The 24,362-nt window shown below is 38.1% G+C and carries 28 protein-coding genes and 2 pseudogenes; 3 read left to right on the top strand and 27 right to left on the bottom strand.

The genetic code is table 11. From position 1 onward, the window contains the following. Nucleotides 1–24 precede the first annotated feature (24 nt). The 8 genes and pseudogenes from ACQ4QH_RS02340 to ACQ4QH_RS02305 form a co-directional block, all read right to left on the bottom strand. Complete coding sequence (locus ACQ4QH_RS02340) at nt 25–996, bottom strand: beta-ketoacyl-ACP synthase III (RefSeq protein WP_439819148.1); 972 nt, start codon at nt 994–996, stop codon at nt 25–27. Between the two features lie 95 nt (nt 997–1,091). Next, a complete protein-coding gene (locus ACQ4QH_RS02335; RefSeq protein ID WP_439819147.1) occupies nt 1,092–1,706 on the bottom strand; it encodes a histidine phosphatase family protein in 615 nt (204 codons plus the stop codon). Between the two features lie 121 nt (nt 1,707–1,827). Then, nucleotides 1,828–2,784 carry a thioredoxin-disulfide reductase gene (gene trxB, locus ACQ4QH_RS02330; RefSeq protein WP_439819146.1) on the bottom strand — a complete coding sequence of 319 codons (957 nt, stop codon included), beginning with the start codon at nt 2,782–2,784 and terminating at the stop codon, nt 1,828–1,830. 170 nt (nt 2,785–2,954) lie between these two features. Further along, nucleotides 2,955–3,830, bottom strand: coding sequence for a UTP--glucose-1-phosphate uridylyltransferase GalU (galU, locus tag ACQ4QH_RS02325; protein WP_131473821.1), 876 nt, complete (start codon nt 3,828–3,830; stop codon nt 2,955–2,957). Between the two features lie 7 nt (nt 3,831–3,837). Next, nucleotides 3,838–4,857, bottom strand: a complete 1,020-nt coding sequence (locus tag ACQ4QH_RS02320; RefSeq protein ID WP_439819145.1) for an NAD(P)H-dependent glycerol-3-phosphate dehydrogenase — start codon at nt 4,855–4,857, stop codon at nt 3,838–3,840. A gap of 107 nt (nt 4,858–4,964) precedes the next feature. Next, a complete protein-coding gene (gene hprK / locus ACQ4QH_RS02315) occupies nt 4,965–5,894 on the bottom strand; it encodes an HPr(Ser) kinase/phosphatase (protein ID WP_002828917.1) in 930 nt (309 codons plus the stop codon). Between the two features lie 19 nt (nt 5,895–5,913). Beyond that, nucleotides 5,914–6,294 (bottom strand): phage holin family protein, encoded by a 381-nt coding sequence (locus ACQ4QH_RS02310; protein ID WP_439819144.1) that lies wholly within the window; start codon nt 6,292–6,294, stop codon nt 5,914–5,916. A 149-nt stretch (nt 6,295–6,443) separates the two neighbouring features. Beyond that, nucleotides 6,444–6,614, bottom strand: a pseudogene (locus ACQ4QH_RS02305) (type II toxin-antitoxin system RelB/DinJ family antitoxin). 598 nt (nt 6,615–7,212) lie between these two features. Between ACQ4QH_RS02305 and ACQ4QH_RS02300 the strand changes: the two are divergent. Both ACQ4QH_RS02300 and ACQ4QH_RS02295 read left to right on the top strand, forming a co-directional pair. After that, the gene (locus tag ACQ4QH_RS02300) at nt 7,213–7,662 is read left to right on the top strand and encodes a universal stress protein (protein ID WP_002828920.1); all 450 of its coding nucleotides are present in this window, start codon (nt 7,213–7,215) and stop codon (nt 7,660–7,662) included. 147 nt (nt 7,663–7,809) lie between these two features. Continuing rightward, nucleotides 7,810–8,175: a hypothetical protein gene (locus ACQ4QH_RS02295; protein ID WP_436586404.1), complete on the top strand. Its 366-nt coding sequence runs from the start codon at nt 7,810–7,812 to the stop codon at nt 8,173–8,175. 95 nt (nt 8,176–8,270) lie between these two features. Here the strand turns inward: ACQ4QH_RS02295 and ACQ4QH_RS02290 are convergent, their stop codons facing one another. From ACQ4QH_RS02290 to rpsL, 8 genes are all read right to left on the bottom strand, one after another. Beyond that, complete coding sequence (locus ACQ4QH_RS02290; RefSeq protein ID WP_439819143.1) at nt 8,271–9,047, bottom strand: peptidylprolyl isomerase; 777 nt, start codon at nt 9,045–9,047, stop codon at nt 8,271–8,273. A gap of 96 nt (nt 9,048–9,143) precedes the next feature. Continuing rightward, the gene (locus tag ACQ4QH_RS02285; protein ID WP_439819142.1) at nt 9,144–10,235 is read right to left on the bottom strand and encodes an ABC transporter substrate-binding protein; all 1,092 of its coding nucleotides are present in this window, start codon (nt 10,233–10,235) and stop codon (nt 9,144–9,146) included. Further along, entirely contained in the window at nt 10,235–11,059 is an 825-nt protein-coding gene (locus ACQ4QH_RS02280) for an ABC transporter permease (protein ID WP_439819141.1), read from the bottom strand. Before ACQ4QH_RS02280 ends, ACQ4QH_RS02285 begins: the two co-directional genes overlap by 1 nt. Further along, nucleotides 11,049–11,867, bottom strand: coding sequence for an ABC transporter permease (locus tag ACQ4QH_RS02275; RefSeq protein WP_439819140.1), 819 nt, complete (start codon nt 11,865–11,867; stop codon nt 11,049–11,051). Before ACQ4QH_RS02275 ends, ACQ4QH_RS02280 begins: the two co-directional genes overlap by 11 nt. Continuing rightward, nucleotides 11,857–12,993 (bottom strand): ABC transporter ATP-binding protein, encoded by a 1,137-nt coding sequence (locus tag ACQ4QH_RS02270; protein WP_439819139.1) that lies wholly within the window; start codon nt 12,991–12,993, stop codon nt 11,857–11,859. Before ACQ4QH_RS02270 ends, ACQ4QH_RS02275 begins: the two co-directional genes overlap by 11 nt. Nucleotides 12,994–13,118: 125 nt before the next feature. Next, nucleotides 13,119–15,236 carry an elongation factor G gene (fusA, locus tag ACQ4QH_RS02265; protein WP_436586417.1) on the bottom strand — a complete coding sequence of 706 codons (2,118 nt, stop codon included), beginning with the start codon at nt 15,234–15,236 and terminating at the stop codon, nt 13,119–13,121. 132 nt (nt 15,237–15,368) lie between these two features. Further along, nucleotides 15,369–15,839: a 30S ribosomal protein S7 gene (gene rpsG / locus ACQ4QH_RS02260; protein ID WP_002828928.1), complete on the bottom strand. Its 471-nt coding sequence runs from the start codon at nt 15,837–15,839 to the stop codon at nt 15,369–15,371. Between the two features lie 17 nt (nt 15,840–15,856). Beyond that, nucleotides 15,857–16,279 carry a 30S ribosomal protein S12 gene (gene rpsL / locus ACQ4QH_RS02255; RefSeq protein ID WP_002828929.1) on the bottom strand — a complete coding sequence of 141 codons (423 nt, stop codon included), beginning with the start codon at nt 16,277–16,279 and terminating at the stop codon, nt 15,857–15,859. Between the two features lie 332 nt (nt 16,280–16,611). On the opposite strand from rpsL, the gene ACQ4QH_RS02250 reads away from it, so the two are divergent. Then, complete coding sequence (locus ACQ4QH_RS02250) at nt 16,612–17,004, top strand: hypothetical protein (RefSeq protein ID WP_439819138.1); 393 nt, start codon at nt 16,612–16,614, stop codon at nt 17,002–17,004. Nucleotides 17,005–17,060: 56 nt separating this feature from the next. Here the strand turns inward: ACQ4QH_RS02250 and ACQ4QH_RS02245 are convergent, their stop codons facing one another. The 11 genes and pseudogenes from ACQ4QH_RS02245 to ACQ4QH_RS02195 all read right to left on the bottom strand — a co-directional run bounded on the left by ACQ4QH_RS02245 (nt 17,061) and on the right by ACQ4QH_RS02195 (nt 24,257). Further along, the gene (locus tag ACQ4QH_RS02245; RefSeq protein WP_439819497.1) at nt 17,061–17,876 is read right to left on the bottom strand and encodes an IS3 family transposase; all 816 of its coding nucleotides are present in this window, start codon (nt 17,874–17,876) and stop codon (nt 17,061–17,063) included. A gap of 35 nt (nt 17,877–17,911) precedes the next feature. After that, nucleotides 17,912–18,418, bottom strand: coding sequence for a helix-turn-helix domain-containing protein (locus ACQ4QH_RS02240; protein ID WP_439818706.1), 507 nt, complete (start codon nt 18,416–18,418; stop codon nt 17,912–17,914). Between the two features lie 77 nt (nt 18,419–18,495). Continuing rightward, nucleotides 18,496–18,663: a HeH/LEM domain-containing protein gene (locus ACQ4QH_RS02235; RefSeq protein ID WP_439819496.1), complete on the bottom strand. Its 168-nt coding sequence runs from the start codon at nt 18,661–18,663 to the stop codon at nt 18,496–18,498. After that, a pseudogene (gene rplT, locus ACQ4QH_RS02230) lies at nt 18,640–19,053 on the bottom strand (50S ribosomal protein L20); the annotation flags it as partial. The gene ACQ4QH_RS02235 and the pseudogene rplT, both read right to left, overlap by 24 nt. Nucleotides 19,054–19,119: 66 nt before the next feature. Further along, nucleotides 19,120–19,314 carry a 50S ribosomal protein L35 gene (gene rpmI / locus ACQ4QH_RS02225; RefSeq protein ID WP_002828932.1) on the bottom strand — a complete coding sequence of 65 codons (195 nt, stop codon included), beginning with the start codon at nt 19,312–19,314 and terminating at the stop codon, nt 19,120–19,122. A 25-nt stretch (nt 19,315–19,339) separates the two neighbouring features. Continuing rightward, nucleotides 19,340–19,873: a translation initiation factor IF-3 gene (gene infC / locus ACQ4QH_RS02220; RefSeq protein ID WP_050755328.1), complete on the bottom strand. Its 534-nt coding sequence runs from the start codon at nt 19,871–19,873 to the stop codon at nt 19,340–19,342. Between the two features lie 175 nt (nt 19,874–20,048). Beyond that, nucleotides 20,049–20,468: a transcription antitermination factor NusB gene (gene nusB / locus ACQ4QH_RS02215; protein ID WP_439819137.1), complete on the bottom strand. Its 420-nt coding sequence runs from the start codon at nt 20,466–20,468 to the stop codon at nt 20,049–20,051. Further along, complete coding sequence (locus ACQ4QH_RS02210; protein ID WP_439819136.1) at nt 20,468–20,902, bottom strand: Asp23/Gls24 family envelope stress response protein; 435 nt, start codon at nt 20,900–20,902, stop codon at nt 20,468–20,470. Before ACQ4QH_RS02210 ends, nusB begins: the two co-directional genes overlap by 1 nt. 102 nt (nt 20,903–21,004) lie before the next feature. Continuing rightward, entirely contained in the window at nt 21,005–21,571 is a 567-nt protein-coding gene (gene efp / locus ACQ4QH_RS02205; protein WP_002828936.1) for an elongation factor P, read from the bottom strand. Between the two features lie 183 nt (nt 21,572–21,754). Next, on the bottom strand, nt 21,755–23,098 hold the full coding sequence (locus ACQ4QH_RS02200; RefSeq protein ID WP_002828937.1) for a glucose-6-phosphate isomerase: 1,344 nt from the start codon (nt 23,096–23,098) through the stop codon (nt 21,755–21,757). 124 nt (nt 23,099–23,222) lie between these two features. Then, complete coding sequence (locus tag ACQ4QH_RS02195) at nt 23,223–24,257, bottom strand: aldose epimerase family protein (protein WP_439819135.1); 1,035 nt, start codon at nt 24,255–24,257, stop codon at nt 23,223–23,225. Between the last annotated feature and the right edge of the window lie 105 nt (nt 24,258–24,362).

Below are 24,362 nucleotides of genomic sequence, written 5' to 3'. Positions count from 1 at the left end.
CTCAATTACATTATACAGCGATAATTAAAATTGGCACAATATACTTCCATATGTAAATCCCGCACCAAATCCAGTTAGTAACACTTTTTTACCAGTCAATTGTGTATTGTGTCGCAATTCGTCTAAGCCCATTGCAATACCAGCTGATGATGTATTCCCGTATTTTGTCACATTTGTTACAAATTTTTCCATCGGCTGCTCTAATTTTTTAGCAATCATTTCAATTATTCTTAGATTAGCTTGATGCGGTATGAAATAATCAACATTCGCTGGTGTAACATCATTTTTCTTCAAAAAGTTGGCAATATGGTCAGGAATTAGACGTTCAACTTCGCTAAAAACTTGTCGTCCTTCCTGGTGAAAAGCTTCTGTTTTCGGATAGTTATCGGCAGAAAGCTCATGTAAAGGTTGAATACGCCCTGAATGCACAACTTCCGCATTACCAATGGTATGCATTTCTTCTGCCACTAGTAGTGATTGTTCACTTGCCTCCAATATGAATGCTCCCGCACCATCCCCAAAAAAGACTGAAGAAGCACGATCTTTAAAATCCATCATTTTTGAGTTAACTTCGGCAGATATAACTAACGCATACTTCGCAGTACCAGCTTTCAAAAATTTATCAGCTGTACTCAAACCAAAGATAAATCCCGCGCATGCTGTGGAAATGTCATATGCCCAGGCATTCTCTGCCTGTATATTTTTTTGTACCAGAGCTGCTGTCGATGGTGCCAATCCGTCCGGTGTAAATGTTGTTACAATTATTAACCCAATCTCAGCTGGTGTAAGTGATGTTTGAGCGAGTGCTTGTTGCGCTGCCTTAGTGGCTAAGTCCGAAGTGTTTTCTCCTCGCAATGAAACATGCCGGGTCTTTATACCCGTATGTGCTTGAATCCATTCATCATTTGTATCCATGATTGTAGCTAAATTATCATTAGTCACAATGTCTTGCGGCACATAATGAGATGAAGCAACAATTTTTACGCCTTGCGCCATGCTTTGCTCTCCTCCTATTTACTATTCAAAAGATATTATACGCATGCTAACCACAAAAAGACATTAATATTTTACTAAAAAAACATATTTCATAACTAATTTCGATTGAAATAATGTAAATATCGATTGCCATCAGAAGTTTGGGTTAGTTTAGTCACACTGGCATTATCTGGTTCGGGTATATTATTAGTTACTTGATTTATACCAAAAGTAGCCATTAATATCGCCTTAATCGTAAAACCATGCGTAACAACAATTATTTGATCATTTGGATGCTGTAAGGTTTCTTCATTCAAAAAAAGGTTAACTCTTTCAACAACCTGTGCAAATGTTTCACCTGTTGTGGCATATTTCGTATAATTTGCGGTCACATCATGTAAAACAGGATTAAAGACATCCGAAAATTGCATCTCAAGTTGCTGATTTTTTTGTCCATCCCATTCACCATATGAAATTTCTAATAACCGCTCATCCTGTTGAATAGGAATGCCAGCCACATTATTAAGTATATCTGCCGTTTGTATAGTCCTGTGCAACGGACTAGTTATTAATAAATCTGCAAAGCTGATATCAAAATGATTCACTAACTGACGAACTTGTAATTTACCTTTTTCATTCAATCTTGTGATTGCAGAATTAATTTGTCCTTGTTTCAAACCCGCTGCGTTAGCTAACGTCTGTCCGTGACGTACAAAATAAAAAGTTGTCATATGTTATCCTCTTTTATCTTATTACCAGGTAAGTTAAAAAAGAGGCCGAGCCAGAATTTCTCTAACTCAGCCTACTTAAACCGCATTTTACTAGCATAAAGCACCAGAAATAAATTTTATCTTATGCTTCCGCTATTTTTTTCTGCTGTTGTAGTTTGAAATTTTCATTGTATGAAAAGACGTTTTGTCCGGCGATTGCTGCATCACCAACAGCCGTCGTGATTTGACGTAATTCTTTTTCACGAACGTCACCAAGTGCATAAATACCTGGTAATGATGTTTCCATCCGCTCATTTGTTTTGATCCAACCTTGATCATTTGTAATACCCAAATCAGCAACAACATCAGAAACAGGTAAGACTCCAACATAGATGAATACACCTGCGGCATCAACCGTATAAACTTCATCAGTTACATTATTGTGTACTCGAACACCCGTAACCTTTTTATCATCACCTAAAATTTCTTCAACTTCAGTATTCCAAACAAATTCAATCTTTTCATTGGCAAATGCACGTTCTTGCAAAATCTGTTGTGCTCTCAACGTGTCACGACGATGGAAAACAGTAACCTTATCTGCTAACCCAGCTAAATAGGTTGCTTCTTCAACTGCAGAATCACCACCACCAACAACGATGACATGTTGTCCGCGGAAAAACGCACCATCACAGACAGCACAATAAGATACGCCTCGTCCTGAATATTGGTCTTCACCAGGTACGGCTAGTTTCTTATAATCGGAACCAGTCGCCACGATAACTGTATTAGTTGTGTATTCATCCATATCAGTAACAACACGCCATGAGCCATCCTCTTGTGCTTGAACATGTAGTACTGTTCCAAAAGCATACTCAGCGCCAAATTGTGTTGAAGACTGATACATTTTCTCAGCCAAGTCTGGACCTAACACACTACTAAAGCCGGGATAGTTTTCTACCTCAGCTGTGTTATTCATCTGGCCACCATATATCCCACGATCAATCATTAGTACTGACAGATTTGCACGTGAAGCATAAGTTGCTGCCGTCATACCACCAGGACCTGCACCCAAAATTATTGTGTCATAGTGTTGGGTCATAACAACACCTCCCCCTTCAAGTACTTGCTTATTAATCTCTTATTGACTATCTACTACATTTTACATTCTTTTACTTAGAAAGCAAGTTTTTTAACTTACTTTTTGTAAACAAAAAACCGCAAGTTCGATAGATACCGAAACACTTGCAGTTTGTATGAGTTCACCAATGACTAATCTAACTTAGCAGCTAATTCCTTGATATATGCCTTCAAATCTTCAGACGTTTGTGGGTGCTTTAATCCAAATTCAATATTAGTTGTCAAGAAACCAATCTTTGATCCAATATCATAACGGCTACCCTTAAATTCATGAGCATAAACATGTTGACGCTTATTCAATGAATCAATGGCATCAGTTAATTGAATTTCATTTCCCTTACCCGGCTTAGTATTCTCTAATTCTTCAAAGATTTCGGGTGTTAATAGATAACGACCAATAATTGCCAAGTTAGATGGCGCATCTTCTGGCTTTGGCTTCTCAACGAAAGTATTAACCTGGTGTAGTCCAGGTTCAACTTCCTTTTCAGGTGCAATCACACCATACTCAGAAACTTGATCATGTGGTACTTGCATCACGGCCAGCGTTGACTCACCGGTTGTGTTGTAGCGGTCAATCAATTGCTTTGTCAAAGGCACTTCATCACTCATCAAATCATCACCTAGCATTACAACGAATGGTTCGTCACCAATAAATGATTTTGCAGTCAACACAGCATCACCTAAACCGCGAGGATGAGATTGACGAATAAAGTACAAGTTAATATCAGTTGTCTCTTGAACAATCTTTAGTAACTCATCCTTACCTTTTTCACGTAAGTTGTTTTCTAATTCAGGATTTGAATCAAAATGATCCTCAATTGAGCGCTTTGACTTTCCGTCAACAATCACAATGTCTTCAATCCCTGAAGCCAAAGCCTCTTCAATAATGAATTGAATAGTTGGCTTATCAACAATTGGTAACATTTCTTTTGCTAATGCCTTTGTTGCAGGCAAAAAACGAGTTCCTAATCCTGCGGCTGGAATGATTGCTTTACGTACTGGTTTCATGATTAATTTACTTCCCTTCTTGTGAGACTGGACGTCCCATTAATGTTTGAATAGCTTCTTTAACGTCTTGATTTTCGTAAAGGACGCGATAAATCGCTGATGTAATTGGCATCTCAACATGTTTCTTTTGTGCTAATTCATGGGCAACTTTGGTTGTTGAAATCCCTTCAATAACCATTCCCATATGTTCAATAATATCTGCTAGTTTCTTACCTTCACCTAATTGGACACCAGCTCGGTAGTTTCGAGAATGTACCGAGGTAGCTGTGGCAAATAAGTCCCCCACGCCAGACAATCCCATGAAAGTAATTGGATTAGCTCCAAAAGCTTGTCCTAAACGACTGATTTCTGCTAAGCCACGGGTGAACAATGCTGCTTTAGCATTAGCATCATACCCAAGACTTTCCAGTGCACCTGCCCCAATGGCAATCACGTTCTTCAATGCGCCACCAATTTCTGATCCGATCATATCAGTATTGGTATAAACACGAAACACCTGATTACTGAATGCATGCTGGACTTTCTCAGCGGCTGATAAGTCTGTACTAACTGCTGTAACCAGCGTTGGGTCATGTGTGATGACTCCTTCAGCATGTGAGGGACCTGAAATTACACCAAGACCGCGTAAATACTTAGCTGGTACTTCTTCGGCTAGCATTTCTGATACGCGTTTGTATGTTCCAGGCTCTAATCCCTTGGTTGCAGCCATTAAAATGATACTTTGATCTAAGTTTTTAAGGGCTACAACTAATTGTTTTGCAACCTCTCGTGTCGCCTTAGTTGGCACAACACTTAATACAATATCAGCATTTTGGACCGCAGCTTGCATGTCTGCGACACCAACAACCCCTTCATTTAATGGATTATCACCCAAATATTTTGCATTTCGATGCGTTTCATTAATTTCGGCAACTTGTGATGCTCGATGACTCCATAAACGAACGTCATGCCCATTTTCAGCAGCAACATTTGCCAGTGCGGTTCCCCACGATCCAGCACCTAAAACTGCAATAATTTCGTTACTCACGAGATTCCTCCTTTTTATTGCATGAGCGCCAATATCATAATAATACCATATTCTAATATCTTAGCAATCTTATCATGAATGGATCTCTACAGAACAACGTTACTAGCCTATTTCGAGTTTTCAGCAATCAAACTATTTAAGTTATTATTAAAGGTTTCTGTTGCATCAAAGCCCATTTGCTTAGCCCGGAAATTTTTGGCCGCCGTTTCAATAAGCACCGCCAAATTTCGTCCAGCTTGAACAGGCAAAACAAAACGTGGTAAATCAACGCCTTGAATCGTAATAACTTCTTCACCATTACCTAGCCGATCTACTTTTTGATCATCATGCCATTTGGCAAGATGCAGATTAAAAGCGATTGTTGCATGTGATCGAACCGCACCAGCTCCAAACAAATCCATCACATCGATGATCCCCACACCACGTAATTCCATCAAATTACGCAAAATTGCAGGCGGCTCTCCAACTAAACGCTCCTCATCTTGCGCATAAACATCAACACGATCATCAGCAATCAATCGATGGCCTCGTTGTACTAATTCCAATGCCGTTTCTGACTTTCCAACACCTGAATCACCAGTAATTAGCACACCTAACCCATAAATATCAACTAAAACACCGTGAACAGATTGACGTTCCGCTAATCCACCACTTAAGAAATAAGTCATATTAGCCAATATTTTTGAAGATGTTAATTCAGTTGCTAATACTGGAATATGATTTTCCTTTGCAGATTGCATGAACTCTTCCGGTAATTTTCGACCTGTTGACACAACAAAGGTTGGCGTATTTGGTTGCATCATTTTTCTTGCAATCAATAATAATTCTGAATGATTCATTCGATGAGCAAATGAAGTTTCAGTAATTCCCATCAACTGAATTCGCTCAGGTGCATAATAATTAAAATAACCTGTCATTTCAAGACCAGGTCTTGAAATATCTGGGGTTGTAATCTTGCGATCTAGGTATTCCTCACCTGCTACAATTTTTAGGCGAGTATTATCCAATAAGTCTTTTACTGTTAATTCTTTTGCCATTTTCTACTACCTGTCTTAATTATTGATTATCATTTTTACTAAAGTAACTAGAAATTATCATGTTAACCACGGACATTACAATAGCAATAAATATTGCCCAACCAAAACTGGCAAATCTGAACCCGTCACCAACTACCCAAGCCGTCAGCCACAATACAATGCCGTTTATAACTAGCCCAAACAGGCCAAATGATAGAATAGTTAGTGGCAAAGCAAGTAATTGTAAGAATGGCTTCACCAAGGCATTTAGAATTCCTAGGATTACAGCAGCCAGTATTGCTGTCCAGATATTTCTAATGTAGAGACCATTTCTAAATAATCCCGCCATTGCTAATAACATAACTGTGTTAATAATAATTCGTTGCCAAAATGAGAAATTTTTAAAAGTAACTGTCTTCATCTATTTCCTCCAGTTATTCTTAGCACCAGTATATCAAAATTAGGTCCATATTTGGCTAAATGTTCGGTAATTTATATACTTAATTGTGATAAATAAAAACCAGAAACGGACGCGTCCATTTCTAGTATTATCAGAATCTATTAATAAACTTATTTATGCTTTGCCCGAAATAAATCATTGAATGGTGACTCCCCACTATGTGCCACCTGGGTCAAAAACATCTTAACAGCTTACTGTGTCGTTAACCCATTTTCTTTAAATACTGTATCTGCTGCATTGCGTACTTCTTCTTCAACCCGAATTTGAATTAATTTTTCCATGTGATACGTCCCCCTGTATCGTAAAAGATATATCCAACTCACTCATTATTATATACCATTTTACAGAAAATAACTTAACCAAACATATTTTTAAAATACATGTTATTCAAAATACATTACTTGCATAACAATGTTGTCTCTAGATTGGCTTTTCGATAAAAAAACACACTGTCAAATAATGACAGTGTGTTTCATTTGGCATTGCTAAGATTGACGCGTCTTAGCTCACGTGATGGTTACCCACCAGTCAACGTACACCCATTAGGTAACCCTAAAGGTAGTCATGTGCAGTAAAGCAAGTTCCACAACTTGCTTTACACCCTCCAGTAATACGACTGTTAATGAGGGCCGTTTATCAAAGATCATTTAAGATCTTCTCGACTCATCGCATAAATTAAATTTTATCACAAAAACCAACATCAAACAATATTTTATTTAAAATAAGTTAGAATTTTTCAACTATACATAACGCATACATGTATCATTACTAAGCTAAAATTTAAGATGGCGCTTACAATAAAGTGTTATTAGGTATATAATATAAGCATATAAAGAATTTTATATAATTAATAACTAATTTATAAGGATGGTGACTTCCATGGCAGAGGACAAAATTGCATACAAGAATATTTTGGCGCCAATTGATGGTTCAAAAATTTCTGAGGCCATAGTTGAAAAAGCTGCTGCTGTTGCGGTACGTAACCAAACCGTGTTAGATTTATTGTACGTTATTGATACTAATTCCATTTCAGGATTAGCAGGTATGTCAATTTCTGGTGATGTTGTTTATCAACTAGTGCAAGATGCAGAAGAGAAGTTATCTAAGTATGCAGAAATTGCACGCAAACAAGGTGCTAAAGAAGTTAACATCCACGTTCGTTTTGGATCTCCAAAGACCGTTATCGCTCGCGACTTTCCTAAGGACCATGATACTGGTTTAATCATGTTAGGTAAATCTGGATTAAACACGTTGGAACGCCTACTTGTCGGTTCAGTTACGACTTTTGTTGTTCAAAATGCTAAAGCAGATATTTTAATTGTGCAGTAAAAATAAATACCAGCCACCTTGTGGTTGGTATTTTATTATTTACGGATGCTCATTATACCTATGTATAATAGAATTCAATGTATTTTTATTAAAATTAGGTTATAATAATTTTATATTTCTAATCAATATCAAAGTAGAGGAAGAATTATGAAAATTATAGGCAATACACTAGAAACAATTCACAAATTTCGACACGGACATCTTAGCAAACGTTGGTTGGACGATCCCTTCTTAACTTCAACAACTGCATTAGGCGCAAACCGAAACATTAAATTACAATTACTATATTTAGATACGAATGACACCTTTTACCTAGTTGAAAGCACCTCATCGATTGCTCATTCTTTGCAATATCAAGATGGTGCGATTAGTGTTTCTGAGTGGTCACCGGCTGATTTTGCTGGCTTATTACGTAGTTATAATCAACCTGGTTTTGACAATTATTTCCAATTAATCGTTACAAATACTGCGATGGCTTACTCCGGTTCGAAGCAAAAGGACTTTGTGAAGTAGCCATCTCACTTTAAACAAATAAGTATAATAAAACAACGTCATCAAGAATCAAATTGCATTCTGATGACGTTGTTTTATTATATTGCCACAACAAACTATTTTTTAATAACTGTCGTACTTAAAATTTTAACCGGATTCACAGGTGCGGATTTCTCAGAACCATCCGCATTATCCTTAACTTCAGCACTGGCAATTTTATCTACCACATCCATACCACTAATAACCTGTCCAAATACTGTATAGTTGCCATCAAGTGAGGGATTGCCACCCTTTTGATACGCTTTAATAATTTTATCTGGATAATTTTTCTTCTTTAGTTGCGAAGAGACATTTTCATGATTTTGGTTAATAAAAAATTGTGAACCATTTGTATCCGCCCCAGCATTAGCCATTGATAATGCCCCTCTAATATTATACAGAGAAGCAGAAATCTCATTCTTAAACCCTGAGCCAGAATCAATTTTTGAGTTTTTGTTTTTCCAAATTGATGAACCACCCGTTCCTGTACCAGTGGGATCACCTCCTTGGATCATAAAATCATTAATGACACGATGGAAAACTGTGTTATTGTAATATCCTGTCCCTGCATGTTTCACGAAATTTTTTACTGCAAGTGGTGCGTATTTATTAAATAATTTCACCTTAACATTACCGACAGTTGTTTTTATTTCAACAACTGTTTCGTTCTTATGAACTGTGTCTGAAAGTTGTGGTAGCGGTTGTTTATTTAATTCTTTTTTCGACAACGTCTGTTTCGTCTGAGTGGTTGACTGCTGGTTAGAATGCGATGATAGAAACGCAATGCCAATGACAGCTAGAACGACGACAACAACTATGCTAGCAACAATCATTTCTGATCGACCCTTCTTCATTTTGTTAACTCCCATTCTTTATTAACATTAAAGCATAAATATTATGAACCATTGTATAATTTTTTGCTTAGCCTAAAGATAAAATAATCATTTAAATTAACGACTTGTCATCTTAAACTCTAAGAAATAATCATTATACGTGCCTACCCAAGATGGTCCTAAATCTTTATAAACTTCCAAATGTGATAAAGTCTTTTTTGAAGGATACCAAGCTTTATTGTTTTTGATTGAACTTGGCAATAATTTTACCGCCTCTTTATTAGGAGTTGCATAACCAACATATTCGGCATTTTGTTCTGCATGCTTTGGTTCACTCATAAAATTGAGAAAAGCATACGCTGCTCGCTTATTGGTAACAGTTTTAGGCATGACAATATTATCGAACCATAAGTTGCCACCATCACTAGGAACAATATAATGTAAATGTTTATTTTCAGCTATCATCTCAGAGGCATCTCCAGAGTAATCAACCGCTAATGGTGCTTCATTCTGAGCCATATACATTTTAATTTCATCAGCAACAATCGCCTTAACATTAGGCATCAATGTATCTAGCTTTCCTTTAGCAGCTGCTAATTCAGGAATACTTTTTGTATTAACAGATTGACCACTCGAAGCTAAAGCCATTCCCATAATGTCACGGGATGAATCAATCAACATAATACTTTTCTTATACTTTGGTCGCCATAAATCATTCCAAGTCTTTATCTCACCAGGTTTAATATATTTATCGTTATAAACAATTCCCAATGTGCCCCAAAAATAAGGTACTGAGTATTTATTACCTGGATCAAACGATTGATTCATAAACTGTTTGTCATAATTTTTCAATCCAGTTAACTTACTATGATCCAATGGTACGAGCAAATTGGCTGATTTCATTTTTTGAATCATATAATCAGAAGGAACCGCTAAATCATAATGCGTACCTCCTTGTTGAATTTTTGTAAACATCGCTTCATTAGAGTCAAATGTTTCATAATCAACTTTATAACCCGTTTCTTTTTGAAATTCTTTTATCAATGATGGGTCAATATAGTCACCCCAATTGTATATAGTGAGTTTTTTATTGCCTGTACCTTTTGCACTAGTACTTGAATTTTCAAAATGCTGAAAACCTAGATTAATGCCAAAAAGCAATAATACCGCTACTAATATAACTCCTGATAACCAAATAATTCTTTTCATTACTGATGCACCACCATTCTTGCACCACGCTTTTTCTTACCATTTTTTGAACTGTAATTGGAGATAAAGTAATAAATGATCACTAAAATCAAAGATAGTAAAAACATAAGCGCCGACATCGCGTTAATTGATAAATCAATCCCCTGTCGTGCACGTGAGTAAATTTCAACTGATAGCGTTGAGAAGCCATTACCTGTAACGAAAAAGGTAACTGCAAAATCATCTAAGGAATAAGTAATCGCCATAAAGAAACCTGATAAAATACCGGGCCAAGCATAAGGCAAAATAACGCGAGACAAGACCTGATAATTATTTGCTCCTAAATCACGAGCTGCATCTACCAATGCAGGATTCATCTCATTTAGTTTTGGCAGAACCATCAAAACAACTATTGGAATTGAAAAAGCAATATGTGATAAAACCACGGATCCAAAGCCTAATTTTAATCCCACTATTGTAAAGAAAATCAAAAAACTTGCACCGATAATAACATCTGGTGAGACCATCAAAACATTATTCAATGATAATAGTATATTTTTAACACTTTGCTGTTTTGTATTATAAATTCCTAGCGCACCAAAAAGACCAATTAACGTTGCAATTAGAGCAGATAACAATGCAACAATGAATGTATTGACCAATATCTGCATCAATCGTGTGTCAGCAAACATATCCACATAATGACGCAACGAGAAACCTGAAAAATCGGTCATAAAGTCACCTTTATTGAACGAATAAAAGATTAAATAAAAGATTGGTGCGTACATTAAAATAAATACAAAAATCAAATAGAGATTAGCCCATTTTTTCGATTTACTTGCCATGTTTTGCTCCTTTCTTTTTACGATCTCTTGTCAATAACATCGTTAGTCCCATTGCAAGAATAAGAATAACGCCAATTGTCGAGCCCATGCCCCAATTTTGTGTAACTAAGAAATGTTCCTCAATTGCCGTTCCTAGTGTAATGACACGGTTACCACCAATCAATCGTGTAATCATGAATAATGATAGTGTTGGAATAAACACGGCCTGAATACCTGCTTTAACACCACCCATTGACATAGGAAAAATAACCTTTACTAACGTTTGCCATGAATTTGCACCAAGATCACGCGCTGCATTAATATAGCTTTGATCAAGCTCAACAAGGGAATTAAAAATAGGCATTATCATAAACGGAATTTCAATATACGCTGCCACAATCAAAAATGACGCATCAGTAAACATAATCTGTTGTGGACCAATACCAATTAAAGTTAAAAAATTATTGACCGTGCCGGTTTTAGAAAATAAACCAATAAATGCATAAGCTTTTAATAATAAATTAACCCATGTGGGCAAGATAACCAATAATAACCAAAATTGTGCATGCTTTAACCGACTCATAATATAAGCCATTGGATAACTAATCAATAACGTTATGACCGTAACGATGAACGCAAAAAACACCGAATTAAAAGTCATGCGTAAGTATGTACCAGAACTAAAATAAGCCTCATAATTTGCCAGCGTAAAATGTCCAGCTAGATTACCAAATGATTGGATGATCAATAGAATAACCGGTGCGATTACAAATAACCCCAACCACAAGAAGTAAGGGATCGTATAACTAAATGTATGATTACGATTCATGCAAAACGTCCTCCTCTGAATCCTCATACTCTTCCATACGTGCATCGAAATCTTCCTCAGATTCATTTAACCGCATAATATGAATATCTTCTGGATCAAAGAATAACCCACGTCTTTCACCTATAACTGCTGGATTTGTTGCTTGAATTTGCCAGTCATTTTGATCATCATCATGCGCTGTAATTTCGTAATAATCTCCTCGAAAGGATTGATCATCGATGGTAACAACTAATTTACCTTTGTCAGCTGCTACCAAATCTAAATCTTCAGGTCGTAGAACAACTTCAACTTGCTCATTCGGCCGCATCCCTCCATCAACATTTTCAAATTCTTTACCCGCAAATGACACTAAATAATCTTTTCGCATGACACCTGGTAAAATATTTGATTCACCAATAAAATCTGCGACAAAGTGATTGATTGGTTCGTCGTAAATATCCACTGGTGTACCGTTTTGGACAATTTCCCCATCATTCGTAACAAAAATCCAATCCGACATTGCCAATGCTTCTTCCTGATCATGCGTTACGAAAATAAAGGTAATTCCTAATCTTTTTTGTATTTCACGTAATTCATATTGCATATCCTTACGTAGTTTGTAGTCTAATGCTGATAGCGGCTCATCCAACAATAGAACTTCTGGGTCATTTGCTAGTGCTCTAGCAATTGCAACTCGTTGTTGCTGTCCACCAGATAATTCAGATATTTCTCGGTCCTCAAAACCATCTAGCTTTACAAGCGCCAACATTTCAGAAACTTTGGTTTTTATATCACCCTTATTGATGCCTTTAATTGACATGCCAAATGCAACATTATCAAAGACGTTCATATTCGGAAATAGTGCATAGTTTTGAAAAACAGTATTCACACGACGTTTTTCAGGCGGTAAATCATTCATACGTTTACCCTCAAATAAAATATCTCCTGAAGTTGCTTCTAAAAAGCCAGCGATAAGACGTAGGATAGTTGTTTTACCAGACCCTGATGGTCCTAATAAAGTATAAAATTTGCCAGCCTCTATTTCTAAATCCACTGACTTTAAAACAATATTATCATCATATTGTTTGGCAACATTTTTAAATTCGATAATTGGTTGTGCCACTATCAGTACCACCTTTCTTTGCATAACCTTAATTATACAAACTTATCAAAAAATAGTCGATAACGAAAGATATACGCTTAAAATTTAAAAAAAGAAGATGCTGATTATTAAATCAACATCTTCTTTATATACATATCTAAAAACTAAGTTTAGTTATTTGACTCACCATACTTAGCAATGATATCTTCTTGAACGTTCTTAGGAACTGCTTCATAGTGATCAAATGCCATTTGGAATGTTCCACGACCTTGCGTAGCTGAACGCAAAGTAGTTGCATATCCAAACATTTCTGATAGCGGAACCTTAGCGTGGATCAACATTTGCTTACCACGTTGTTCTTGACCTTCAAGCAAACCACGACGAGCTGAAACGTGACCCATTGCATCACCCAAGTTATCCTCAGGAACAACAATGTCAACCTTCATGATAGGCTCCAAAATAACAGCACCAGCAGTCTTTGCAGCTTCACGTAGTGCCAATGAAGCAGCAATCTTGAAGGCAGCTTCAGATGAGTCGACATCGTGGTATGAACCATCATACAACTTTGCCTTCAAATCAACCAATGGGAATCCAGCCAAAGGACCATTGTTCAATGAATCCTTCAAACCAGCTTCAACTGAAGGGATGTATTCACGAGGAACAACACCACCGACGATGGCATCTTCGAATTCGAATCCAGCACCTTCTTCGTTTGGTGCGAACTCAATCCAAACATCACCATATTGTCCTTTACCACCTGATTGACGCTTGAAGTATCCACGAGCTTGAACAGTCTTTGTGAATGCTTCACGGTAAGCAACTTGTGGTGCACCAACAGTAACATCAACGTGGAATTCACGCTTCATACGGTCAACAATAATATCTAAGTGAAGCTCACCCATTCCAGAAATCAAAGTGTCACCAGTTTCTTGGTTCGTTTCTGCACGGAATGATGGGTCTTCTTCAGCAAGCTTTTGCAAAGCAACAGTCATCTTTGCTTGGTCTGCCTTAGTCTTAGGTTCAACAGCTAATTGAATAACTGGGTCAGGGAACTCCATTGACTCCAAAATCAATTGACGATCTGGTGAAGTCAAAGAATCTCCAGTAGTCGTATCCTTCAAACCAATGGCAGCAGCGATATCACCTGAGAATACCTCAGGGATTTCTTTACGGTCAGTTGCGTGCATTTGTAGCAAACGACCAACACGCTCACGCTTACCCTTTGAAGTGTTCATAATGTATGAACCTGACTCCAATGATCCAGTATATACACGCAAGAATGTCAAACGACCAACGAATGGATCAGTCATAACCTTGAAAGCCAAAGCAGCGAATGGATCTTCGTCGTTCGCAATCAAGTCAATTTCTTCACCAGTCTCTGGATCGTTAGCAACATATGGCTTAACATCCAATGGAGATGGCAAGTAATCAACAACCGCATCCAACATCATTTGAACACCCTTATCCTTGTAGGCTGAACCTGCAAGAACTGGGTAGAATTGTAGTGATATCGTTGCACGACGGATAGCTGCCTTTAACTCGGCTTCAGTGATTTCTTCACCTTCCAAGTACTTGTCCATGATTTCATCATCAACATCAGCAACAGCTTCAACCAATTCATTGTACTTTTCTTCTACTAAGTCAGCGTATTCAGCTGGGATTTCACGTTCTTCCCACTCTTCACCAAGTTCAGTAGTTGGGTACATTGCCTTCTTTTCAATCAGGTCAATGACACCAGCAAAGTCATCTTCTGCACCAATTGGCCATTGAATAGCTTTTGCGTTTGCATCCAAGCGTTCCTTCAATGAATCAACAGACATACCAAAATCAGCACCTAACTTGTCCATCTTATTAACGAACACGATACGTGGTACTTGATAAGTCTCAGCTTGACGCCAAACCGTTTCAGTTTGTGGCTCAACACCGGCAGCACCGTCCAAAACGGCTACGGCACCATCAAGCACACGTAGTGAACGCTCAACTTCAATAGTAAAGTCCACGTGACCAGGTGTGTCAATGATGTTAACACGGTATGGATCATTCTTAAATTGATCATAGAAACCGTGCCAAACAGCAGTAGTTGCGGCAGATTGGATCGTGATTCCACGTTCCTTTTCTTGATCCATAAAGTCCATTTGTGATGCACCATCGTGCGTTTCACCAATTTTGTGAATCTTACCAGTGTAATACAAAATACGCTCTGTCGTCGTTGTCTTACCAGCGTCGATGTGAGCCATGATTCCAATGTTACGAGTACGTAGCAAAGGGTATTCACGCTTGTTAGCCATGAGTAAATTCTCCTTGAGTTTCTTAACATTTAACTTTGTATTTAATTAAATGTTTGGTTGTCTACTTTTATTATACCTTAAATACACCAAAAGTGGCTACTGTCATTTGACTGCAGCCACAAAATTGGAATATTACCAACGGTAGTGTGCGAAGGCACGGTTGGCTTCAGCCATCTTGTGTGTGTCTTCACGCTTCTTAACAGATGCACCAGTATTGTTAGCAGCATCCATAATTTCCTTTGCCAAACGTTCTTCCATAGTATGCTCACCGCGGGCACGTGAGTATTGCACCAACCAGCGCAATCCCAATGTCACACGACGCTCTGGACGAACTTCGACAGGAACTTGGTAGTTAGAACCACCGATACGGCGTGCCTTAACTTCCAATACGGGCATAATATTGTTCAATGCTTCTTCAAAGACAGCTAATGGTTCGTTACCAGTAACTTCCTTAATACGATCAAAAGCATCGTATAAAATTGTTGAAGCAGTTCCACGCTTACCATCAAGCATCAAGCGATTGATTAAACGTGAAACAAGCTTTGAGTTGTAAATTGGATCTGGCAGAACTTCAGCCTGCTTAGTGTAACTCTTACGTGGCATTATTTAGTCCTCCCTGATTATTTTTTCTTGTTCTTAGGGCGCTTTGCACCGTACTTAGAACGTGATTGCATACGACCGTCAACACCAGCAGTATCTAGTGCACCACGGATAATGTGGTAACGAACTCCAGGCAAGTCCTTAACACGACCACCACGGATCAAAACAACTGAGTGTTCTTGAAGGTTGTGTCCAATACCTGGAATATATGCAGTAACCTCAATCAAGTTTGACAAACGTACACGGGCGTACTTACGCAAAGCTGAGTTAGGCTTCTTAGGAGTCATCGTACCAACACGGGTAGCAACACCACGCTTTTGTGGTGAAGAAACATGAGTGGCCTTCTTTGATTGTGAGTTATAACCAAAGTTCAAAGCAGGTGACTTTGACTTTGTGCTCTGTGACTTACGAGGCTTACGAACCAATTGGTTAATTGTAGGCATTTCGAAGAGTCCCCTTTCAATTTTTCTTTTTTATAGTAGTTAGTCCACATTTCCAGGCGTGTCATTTATTAAATAACAATACCAGCAAACAGACTTTATTTGGTACTTCTCGTTTACGAGTTCAGCACGTCGCGTAACCGCAAACACCCTGCTAACTAAAAGCACAATTAATAATATAACACCATTCTGTTCCTTATGCAACCTTTTTATCACATAAAAACCTTGATAGATTGGCTTTTAGTTTGCAAACAATACCGGGCGTTTCATTTTTGTTAAATCTAGGTTTTATAGTGTCTTTATTTCTAATTAATTAAAAAAAGGAATATAAACTGATGTTTTTTGACTTATTACTATTAACGACATTATTAGCTCTTTCTTACCAAGATTTTTATCATCAACACATTAATAGTCTATGGTTGATCTTACCACTACTAGTTGGTGCTTTATTTTACCGTACTCCTATCTGGTTATTATTTTTAATTTATTGTTTTTGTCTGGTAATTAATACACTTGGTGGTGAACACTATATCGGCAATGGCGATTTAGATGTTTTGGCAACCTTAAGTTTGTATGTTACGTTTCAACAGTTTTGGTTTATTTGTACAATCGCCTGCGCTTGTCAATTAGTTTTTCATTTATTGACTCGCAAACAAATGATTGCATTTATCCCAGCCATCACCATGGGATATATCGTATTCCTAGTACAACAAATTTGGATAAAATAAAAACGCCATGATTAATGAGGCGTACCCAAAAAGTTAAAGTAAAATATTTTAGCTGATTAAGCGGCCATTTGTCGGTATTCTACCGGTGAGTGGCCGTTTAATTTTACTTGAATTCGTGTGTTGTTGTAATACAGTATCCAATTGTTAATTGCGTCAATCAACTCTTTTGCCGATGAATAATTGTTCAATGGGCCAATTTCGACCTTCAATTTATTAAAGAAACTTTCCATAACCGCATTGTCTAGAGCGGTCGCGCGACGCGACATGCTTTGGATGATGCGGTTTTTCTTCAGCGTCTTACGCCATGATCTGTGCCGATATTGCCAACCTTGATCAGTGTGAATGGTTGTTCGATAAGAAAGTTCTGGCATTCGCTCTACGAGCTGATTAAGCGGTTGTAGGGTAAATTCGAGATTCGGACGGGTGCTAATTGAATGTGTAAGAATCTCGTTGTTGTACATATCTAGGATTGGTTCTAAATATACTTTTTCTCCAGTGGCCGGAACTTTAAACTCCGTGACGTCACTAGATAGTTTTTGTAATGGTCGATCAGTCTTGAAACGACGGTGAATCTTGTTCTTCACTCGTTTCCCTTCAGGACCCTTAGATGAATCATACTTACGCGATTGCTTGTTATACCCAACGCCTTTTAACCCCATCTCATGCATGTGTCGTTGGATCTTCTTGTGATTTACCTTTGCGAACTCAGGTTGCTTTCGCAACTCTAAATAAACTCGACGCACACCATAGTGATTATCCGCTTCCCAAATCGTCCTGATAGCCACGCGAAGTGGCTCATCGGGGTCTTCCTTTTTAAACTTTCGTTTCCAGTAGTGTACTGTACTTTCTGCAATCGGAAGAACCTTTAGAATATCTACTAGTTTAAATTGCGCCTCGAGTCGGCAAGCTACTTCTGAGATTTGTCGGTTCGTTGCTGAATCGAGGCTAATAATTTTAACGCTTCATTTTCAATCTTCAATCGAAGAACTTCGTCTTCGAGTTGAGCGAGTTGATTTTCTTGATCCGTCAACGGTTTATCTGACTTAGGCTTCTTGTTAGGCATTTTAGGTTTTCGTCCTTTTTGTATAGACAATAACCCATTTGGCCCAAGTTTGGAATATATCTCTTTCCACTTTACTATTTGAGCGGTGCCTACATAGCCAAATTTAGCTGCAACTTCAGTATTCGAAGCGTTATTTCTGATTGCCCACGAAGCTAATTCAACTCGAAATTTTCCAGTTGGTTTTGGAGGATTAAATAACACGTCAGATCCGTGTGTTTTATACGCCTCTAACAGCATCTTGAAACTCGTATAGTGTATGCCATAACGTTTAGCAACTTCTTGTTTACTTTTGTTCCCTGAAAAATATTCCAGGATTGCCTCAAGTTTTGTTTGTTTTGATATCTTAGTCATAAAGAAAAACCCCGAAAGTTACTTTAACTTTCGGGGTACGCCTCATAATATCATAGCGTTTTATTACTTACTAAGCATTAAACCAATGCCAACAAGTCAGCCTTCTTTGCTGAAGAAGCAAATTCAATACCGTTTTCTGACAAGTATGCCTTAATTTCAGCAACAGTGTTCTTATCAGTTGGCTTTGAAGCAGACTTTGATGCAGCTTTTGGTGCAGCAGCGTTGATAACAACACCCTTTTCCAAAGTAGCAGCTGACTTTTCTGCAACAACTTGACCGTTGTCAGCCAAAGCCTTCTTTGCTGATTCAACCAAAGCTGAGAAAGCTTCAAAGTCTGAAACAGCTAGTTCTGCCAACATCTTACGGTTCAAAGTTGAACCCATCAATGACAAACCGTTCATGAAACGTGAGTATGACAAACCGTTCATACGTGCACCAGCATTAATACGTGCAATCCACAACTTACGGAAGTTGCGCTTTGTTTGCTTACGGTCACGGAATGCATAGAACCATGACTTCCAAACTTGTTGCTTAGCAACTTTGTAGTTGATATGACGTTGACCACGGTAACCCTTGGCCAACTTGATCATCTTCTTACGACGTGAACGCGTAACGTTACCACCCTTAACTCGCATGGGTATTTCCTCCAGTAATTTCTAATTTTTTATTCGGAACCAGTTATAATTATTAAAAATTAATAATTAACGGCTCAACAAGTGCGTATATGTCTTCAAAGTTGTGTGGTTCATCATTGAAGTTCCACGCAATTGACGACGTTGCTTCTTAGTCTTACCGTGGAAACGGTGTGACGTATAGGCGTTAGCTGACTTCAACCCACCATTAGCAGTCTTCTTGAAACGCTTTGCTGAAGCGCGGTGTGTCTTATACTTAGGCATTGATATGTCCTCCAAACTGGTTTAATTACTTAGTCTCTTTGGGTGCAAGCACCATAAACATGCTGCGCCCTTCCATCTTAGCTCTTGATTCCACCTTTGCGATTTCTTCAAGATCCATTGCCATACGGTTCATTACTTCACGCCCAATTTCCTTGTGTGTGATAGCACGTCCGCGGAAACGAATTGATACTTTAACTTTATTACCCTTATTTAAGAACTTAATTGCATTGTTCTTTTTGGTATTAAAGTCATTAACATCAATAGTTGGGCTAAGACGAATTTCTTTAATATTGACAACTTTTTGATTCTTTCGTTGCTCACGTTGCTTTTTCTGAGCTTCAAATTTGAACTTACCATAGTTCATAATCTTTGCTACAGGTGGTTTTGCGTTGGCTTGCACCAATACCAAATCCAAATCTGCATCGTCAGCAAGGCGTTGTGCATCTGCTGTTGACATGACACCTTGGTCACCGTCATCAGTAATCAGACGAACTTCACGAGCACGAATGCGATCATTGATTAAATCTTTTTGTTGTTGTGGTTGGCGTGCGTTTGCTATGATCCTTACCTCCGAAAAAACTTGCGATAAAGTAAAAGCGGCTTGCCGTTACACACGACAACCCGCCATCTATCATCTTTACGATAAAATGATTAACCTGATAAGTAATCTTAACTAGGTGAATAGCGGGTATGCCATTACTTTATTTCCTAACAAATACTAATTATACACTGGGCTAATTTAAAGTCAAGGATTTGTTTAGAATACCGTTGATAAATTTACGCGACTTATCATCAGTAAAATCATGCGCTAATTGTAGAGCCTCATTAACCGCAATTTTAGCCGGTACATCCGTAAATTTTGCTTCATACAAAGCCAAACGCATCAAAACTAAATCAGTTGTATTTAAACGATCCAATGTCCAACCTGATGATAAATGATCTGTAATCATTAAATCCAACTCATCTTGTTTAGCTACGACTCCCAAGACGACTGAAGTTAAATCTGCTGGTATTTCATCTTCCCAAGCAATTTCAGGATCGCCTACTAAAACTTGGGTAATTGTCGTATCAACATCTGCTGTTGGATTCAAAGCTAACCCAAAAAGTGATTGGAACGCTGCTTGACGAATTTGGTGTCGATTTAGTTCGGTCATTATTTGGTTCCTTCCGTGTCTGATTCTTCACCAAACAAATTGTTAACATCAACAGAACTAGTGGTTTTTTGTGAAACAACACCTTGCACGTGAACATTAACGAGATTCACTTGTAATTCTGTCATTGCTGCAACCTGTGAGGTTACTCGTTGCTGAATTGCATGAGATACTTTCGGTACGCTAACACCATAGTTAAGGTACACGTATACGTCCACAGTTAAGCCATCTGAAGTTTGCTGTAATGCGACACCCTTACCATGCACACGTCGACCAAACGCCTCTTGTGCACGTTCAGATAATGAACCAGATAAACGAGAAACGCCTTCGACTTCTTGTGCAGCTAAACCTGCGATAATCTCTAACACGCGCATACTAACTAATGTTTCACCAGAAGCCTCACTTGAGTGTGTTAATACGATTGTCTCCTCTGCCATACGGAACTAACCTCCCTAAGATAGTTTGAAAGCGCCGGCCGGCTGCCGGTCGGCGCTTTCTCAATTGATATAGTTAATTATACCCAATTTTGCTAGTAAAGACTAGGCACGTGAAGTATATGATCCACCATTGTCAGTATTAACAACAAGCTTATCACCTTCATTAATGAAGTCAGGCACGATGATAACCAAGCCAGTTTCCATCGTTGCGGGCTTACCACCACCATTAGCAGTTGCACCCTTGATACCTGGCTGTGTTTCCTTAACTGTAAGTTCAACAGTCTTAGGTAGTTCAACATCTAAGATTTCACCATTATAAGTTGTAATCTTAACGCTCATGTTTTCTAGCAAAAACTTCAATGCATCAGCGATTTTGTCTGCTGGAATAGAAATTTGTTCATATGTTTCATTATCCATGAATACATGTTGATCACCATCAGCATACAAATATTGCATATCCGTTTGGTCAATGTTTGCCGTTTCAAACTTATCACCAGGACGGAAAGTTACTTCGTTTACTGCACCTGTACGTAAGTTCTTCAACTTTGAACGCACAAAGGCTGCACCTTTACCTGGCTTAACGTGTTGGAATTCCAAAACGCGCCAGATTGATTGGTTATACAAAATTGTTAAACCAGTTTTCAAGTCATTCATACCAATAGTTGCCATGATTGAATTCTCCTAAATTTATGTCTTTCTGAATTATATTATCAGTTTTCTCCGCTAAAAACCAGCTTTATATATATTTTCAACAGAATGTTTTTTAATTTTTTACTTGGTAAAAAAAAATACACGCCAATCAAAAAAATCGAAACAACCCTGCTTCGATTTTTAAACTTCTATTTTCAAGAATTACAAACGTGCTTGCAATGATTCTGTCAGTTCTTCGTATCCTGGCTTACCGAGCAAACCAAACATATTGCGCTTGTATGCCTCGACTCCTGGTTGATTGAACGGATTAATACCATTCAAATAACCTGAAATACCAACAGCGACCTCAAAGAAATAAATCATTTGTCCCAAGGCAAATTCATTTTGCTTATCAATCTCAACAATCATATTAGGCACGCCACCATCAACATGGGCAAGCATGGTTCCTTCAGAAGCCGTGCGGTTAACGTAGCTCATTTGCTTTCCTTGCAAGTAACCCAAGCCATCATCGGCATCCATCGTTGGGATGGTTACGTCAGTGACTGGTTCTGTGACACGAATCAACGTTTCAAACAAATTGCGACGACCATCTTGAATATATTGTCCAAAACTATGCAAATCAGTAGAGAAGTTTCCAGATGCAGGGAAGATTCCCTTGCCATCCTTACCTTCTGATTCTCCTTGCAATTGTTTCCACCACTCACCAAATTGCGTCAAAGTTGGATCGTAATTAATCAATAATTCCGTTGTATAGCCCTTACGGTACAAAATGTTACGATAGGCTGCATATTGGTAAGCTGGGTTTTTTGATAAATCAGCATCTGCGTATGCCTTTTCGCCAGCTGCTGCTCCGGCCATCAATTGTTCAATATCACCACCGCCAACGGCAATTGGCAACAATCCGACTGCTGTTAGTACTGAAAAGCGACCACCAACACCATCTGGCACAACAAATTCTTCATAACCTTCTTCATCCGCCAAGGTCTTCAAAGATCCACGGGCAGCATCCGTTGTTGCATAGATACGCTCACGGGCACCTTCAACGCCATACTTGTCCTCTAGCAATTGTTTAAATACACGGAAAGCAATCGCTGGTTCTGTCGTGGTACCAGACTTTGAAATAATGTTAACAGAGAAATCACGATCACCAATTAACTTGATTAAGCTATTCAAGTAAGCTGGCGCAATTGAATTACCAGCAAACAAAACTTGTGGGAAGTCTCGATCTTCATCACGATAATAGTTAGCAAAATAATCATTAAGGAAATCATTTGCTGCACGCGCACCTAAATATGATCCACCAATTCCAACAACAACAAGCACTTTTGAATCGCTCTGAATTTTCTTAGCAGCTGCTTGAATTCGAGCAAATTCATCTTTGTCATATTCCGTTGGTAGGTGCAACCAGTCTGTGTACTCAGCACCAACACCAGTTCCCTGACGTAACAACTCATCTGCAACACTAACCATCGGTTGCATCATTGATAACTCTTCTTCTCCCACAAAAGAAGCCAACTTTGAAGTATCAAATGATAATGTGGTCATAATTAAATCCTTCTTCCTCTATATCGTTGTATTACTATTTTTTATATGCGGTATAGACCAATTATAGCTTTTCCTAGTAAAAAATGAAAGTGTTTCCATGTAATCTTTTACACAATATCTTTGCTTAATCTAAATTCTTGAACTTATAGACCGTGCGGTAAGTTTGTTTCTTGCCTGCAGGCAAAACAATATCTCCAAATCCTTCGTGATTAATTGCATCTGACAAAGTTTGTGCTTCCAACGCAATTGCATTATATGGATGCTTGTCAAACCACTCACGATCACCTTCATGATAAGCAACTTCTGGATCTGCAATAAAGAAGATAATCGCATTTCTATCTGAATAAACCTCAATACTGCGGCCAGACTTAGGATCTGATACCACCGCAGCTGGACGGCCAGCAACTTGATTAATTTCAAAAGCATTATCAAATTTCACATCATATGGACCATCTAACTTAGCCAAATTATCACCAATTCTAGTTGATTCATTAAAATCAAATGGTGTATTAGCGTTATCCAAGAAGTTTCCAGTTGGTGTTGTATCTTCTGGACGTAATTCCAAACGGCGTTGTGAATGAATTTGCAAATTCAAATCGCGTGCATCAGTGTCAATACCAGCTGGATTGAAGTATCCATGGCTAGTTGGATTAAATAAAGTATCTTCGTCTGATTCAGCAGAGAAAGTCAAAGTCACTTCATCATCATCTGAAAATGTATAAGTAACTGATGTTGGCATTGTACCAGGGAAGTGATCGATTTCTTCCGTCATTGTGGTGGTAAATGTTACTGAATTTGTGGCCTGATCAATCGTATAATCCCACATCCGATTTGAAAAATTATCTTTACCACCGTGCAATGCATTACCCAATTCGTTATCTTTTAAATGATAAGTTTTACCATTCAACGTAAATGTGGCACCTGTAATACGGTTTCCAACACGACCAATAACATCACCAACCGAATATGCTTGTTCCCATAATTTGTCAGTCGTATGTAAGCCAACCATCAAATCTTGATCATCATTTGTTTTAAAGAATTGCCACGTGGCACCCCAATTTGTCACCCCAATTTTATGACCGTTTTTATTTTCAATCACAATTTGCTCTGCAATTTCGCCATTTGGCATCTTACCAATTTCATGAACAGTTACTGTCATTATCGTTCCCTCTTTTCAATTCCCCTAAAATATCCATCTATAAAATTCCAATATACTTGTATTTTAACACATTATTTTGCACGCAACTGGATATAAATAAACCGT

The sequence above is a fragment of the Weissella paramesenteroides genome (assembly GCF_051903945.1).
Taxonomy (GTDB): Bacteria; Bacillota; Bacilli; order Lactobacillales; family Lactobacillaceae; genus Weissella; species Weissella paramesenteroides_A.
Note: the sequence above shows the minus strand (reverse complement) of the source record. Positions and strands in the feature narration are given on the sequence as shown.

What these genes read in the sequence shown, in the direction of transcription:
- hprK (WP_002828917.1), bottom strand. Translation starts at nt 5,894, where the DNA reads ATGGCAAAAGAATTAACAGTAAAAGACTTATTGGATAATACTCGCCTA.
- ACQ4QH_RS02270 (WP_439819139.1), bottom strand. Translation starts at nt 12,993, where the DNA reads ATGCAAAGAAAGGTGGTACTGATAGTGGCACAACCAATTATCGAATTT.
- trxB (WP_439819146.1), bottom strand. Translation starts at nt 2,784, where the DNA reads ATGACCCAACACTATGACACAATAATTTTGGGTGCAGGTCCTGGTGGT.
- rpsL (WP_002828929.1), bottom strand. Translation starts at nt 16,279, where the DNA reads ATGCCTACAATTAACCAATTGGTTCGTAAGCCTCGTAAGTCACAGAGC.
- ACQ4QH_RS02240 (WP_439818706.1), bottom strand. Translation starts at nt 18,418, where the DNA reads ATGACTAAGATATCAAAACAAACAAAACTTGAGGCAATCCTGGAATAT.
- rpsG (WP_002828928.1), bottom strand. Translation starts at nt 15,839, where the DNA reads ATGCCACGTAAGAGTTACACTAAGCAGGCTGAAGTTCTGCCAGATCCA.
- ACQ4QH_RS02210 (WP_439819136.1), bottom strand. Translation starts at nt 20,902, where the DNA reads ATGGCAGAGGAGACAATCGTATTAACACACTCAAGTGAGGCTTCTGGT.
- ACQ4QH_RS02250 (WP_439819138.1), top strand. Translation starts at nt 16,612, where the DNA reads ATGTTTTTTGACTTATTACTATTAACGACATTATTAGCTCTTTCTTAC.
- ACQ4QH_RS02300 (WP_002828920.1), top strand. Translation starts at nt 7,213, where the DNA reads ATGGCAGAGGACAAAATTGCATACAAGAATATTTTGGCGCCAATTGAT.
- ACQ4QH_RS02295 (WP_436586404.1), top strand. Translation starts at nt 7,810, where the DNA reads ATGAAAATTATAGGCAATACACTAGAAACAATTCACAAATTTCGACAC.
- ACQ4QH_RS02335 (WP_439819147.1), bottom strand. Translation starts at nt 1,706, where the DNA reads ATGACAACTTTTTATTTTGTACGTCACGGACAGACGTTAGCTAACGCA.
- ACQ4QH_RS02195 (WP_439819135.1), bottom strand. Translation starts at nt 24,257, where the DNA reads ATGACAGTAACTGTTCATGAAATTGGTAAGATGCCAAATGGCGAAATT.
- ACQ4QH_RS02285 (WP_439819142.1), bottom strand. Translation starts at nt 10,235, where the DNA reads ATGAAAAGAATTATTTGGTTATCAGGAGTTATATTAGTAGCGGTATTA.
- ACQ4QH_RS02290 (WP_439819143.1), bottom strand. Translation starts at nt 9,047, where the DNA reads ATGAAGAAGGGTCGATCAGAAATGATTGTTGCTAGCATAGTTGTTGTC.
- ACQ4QH_RS02275 (WP_439819140.1), bottom strand. Translation starts at nt 11,867, where the DNA reads ATGAATCGTAATCATACATTTAGTTATACGATCCCTTACTTCTTGTGG.
- ACQ4QH_RS02340 (WP_439819148.1), bottom strand. Translation starts at nt 996, where the DNA reads ATGGCGCAAGGCGTAAAAATTGTTGCTTCATCTCATTATGTGCCGCAA.
- ACQ4QH_RS02280 (WP_439819141.1), bottom strand. Translation starts at nt 11,059, where the DNA reads ATGGCAAGTAAATCGAAAAAATGGGCTAATCTCTATTTGATTTTTGTA.
- ACQ4QH_RS02200 (WP_002828937.1), bottom strand. Translation starts at nt 23,098, where the DNA reads ATGACCACATTATCATTTGATACTTCAAAGTTGGCTTCTTTTGTGGGA.
- fusA (WP_436586417.1), bottom strand. Translation starts at nt 15,236, where the DNA reads ATGGCTAACAAGCGTGAATACCCTTTGCTACGTACTCGTAACATTGGA.
- rpmI (WP_002828932.1), bottom strand. Translation starts at nt 19,314, where the DNA reads ATGCCTAAGTATAAGACACACCGCGCTTCAGCAAAGCGTTTCAAGAAG.
- nusB (WP_439819137.1), bottom strand. Translation starts at nt 20,468, where the DNA reads ATGACCGAACTAAATCGACACCAAATTCGTCAAGCAGCGTTCCAATCA.
- galU (WP_131473821.1), bottom strand. Translation starts at nt 3,830, where the DNA reads ATGAAACCAGTACGTAAAGCAATCATTCCAGCCGCAGGATTAGGAACT.
- ACQ4QH_RS02310 (WP_439819144.1), bottom strand. Translation starts at nt 6,294, where the DNA reads ATGAAGACAGTTACTTTTAAAAATTTCTCATTTTGGCAACGAATTATT.
- efp (WP_002828936.1), bottom strand. Translation starts at nt 21,571, where the DNA reads ATGGCAACTATTGGTATGAATGACTTGAAAACTGGTTTAACAATTTTG.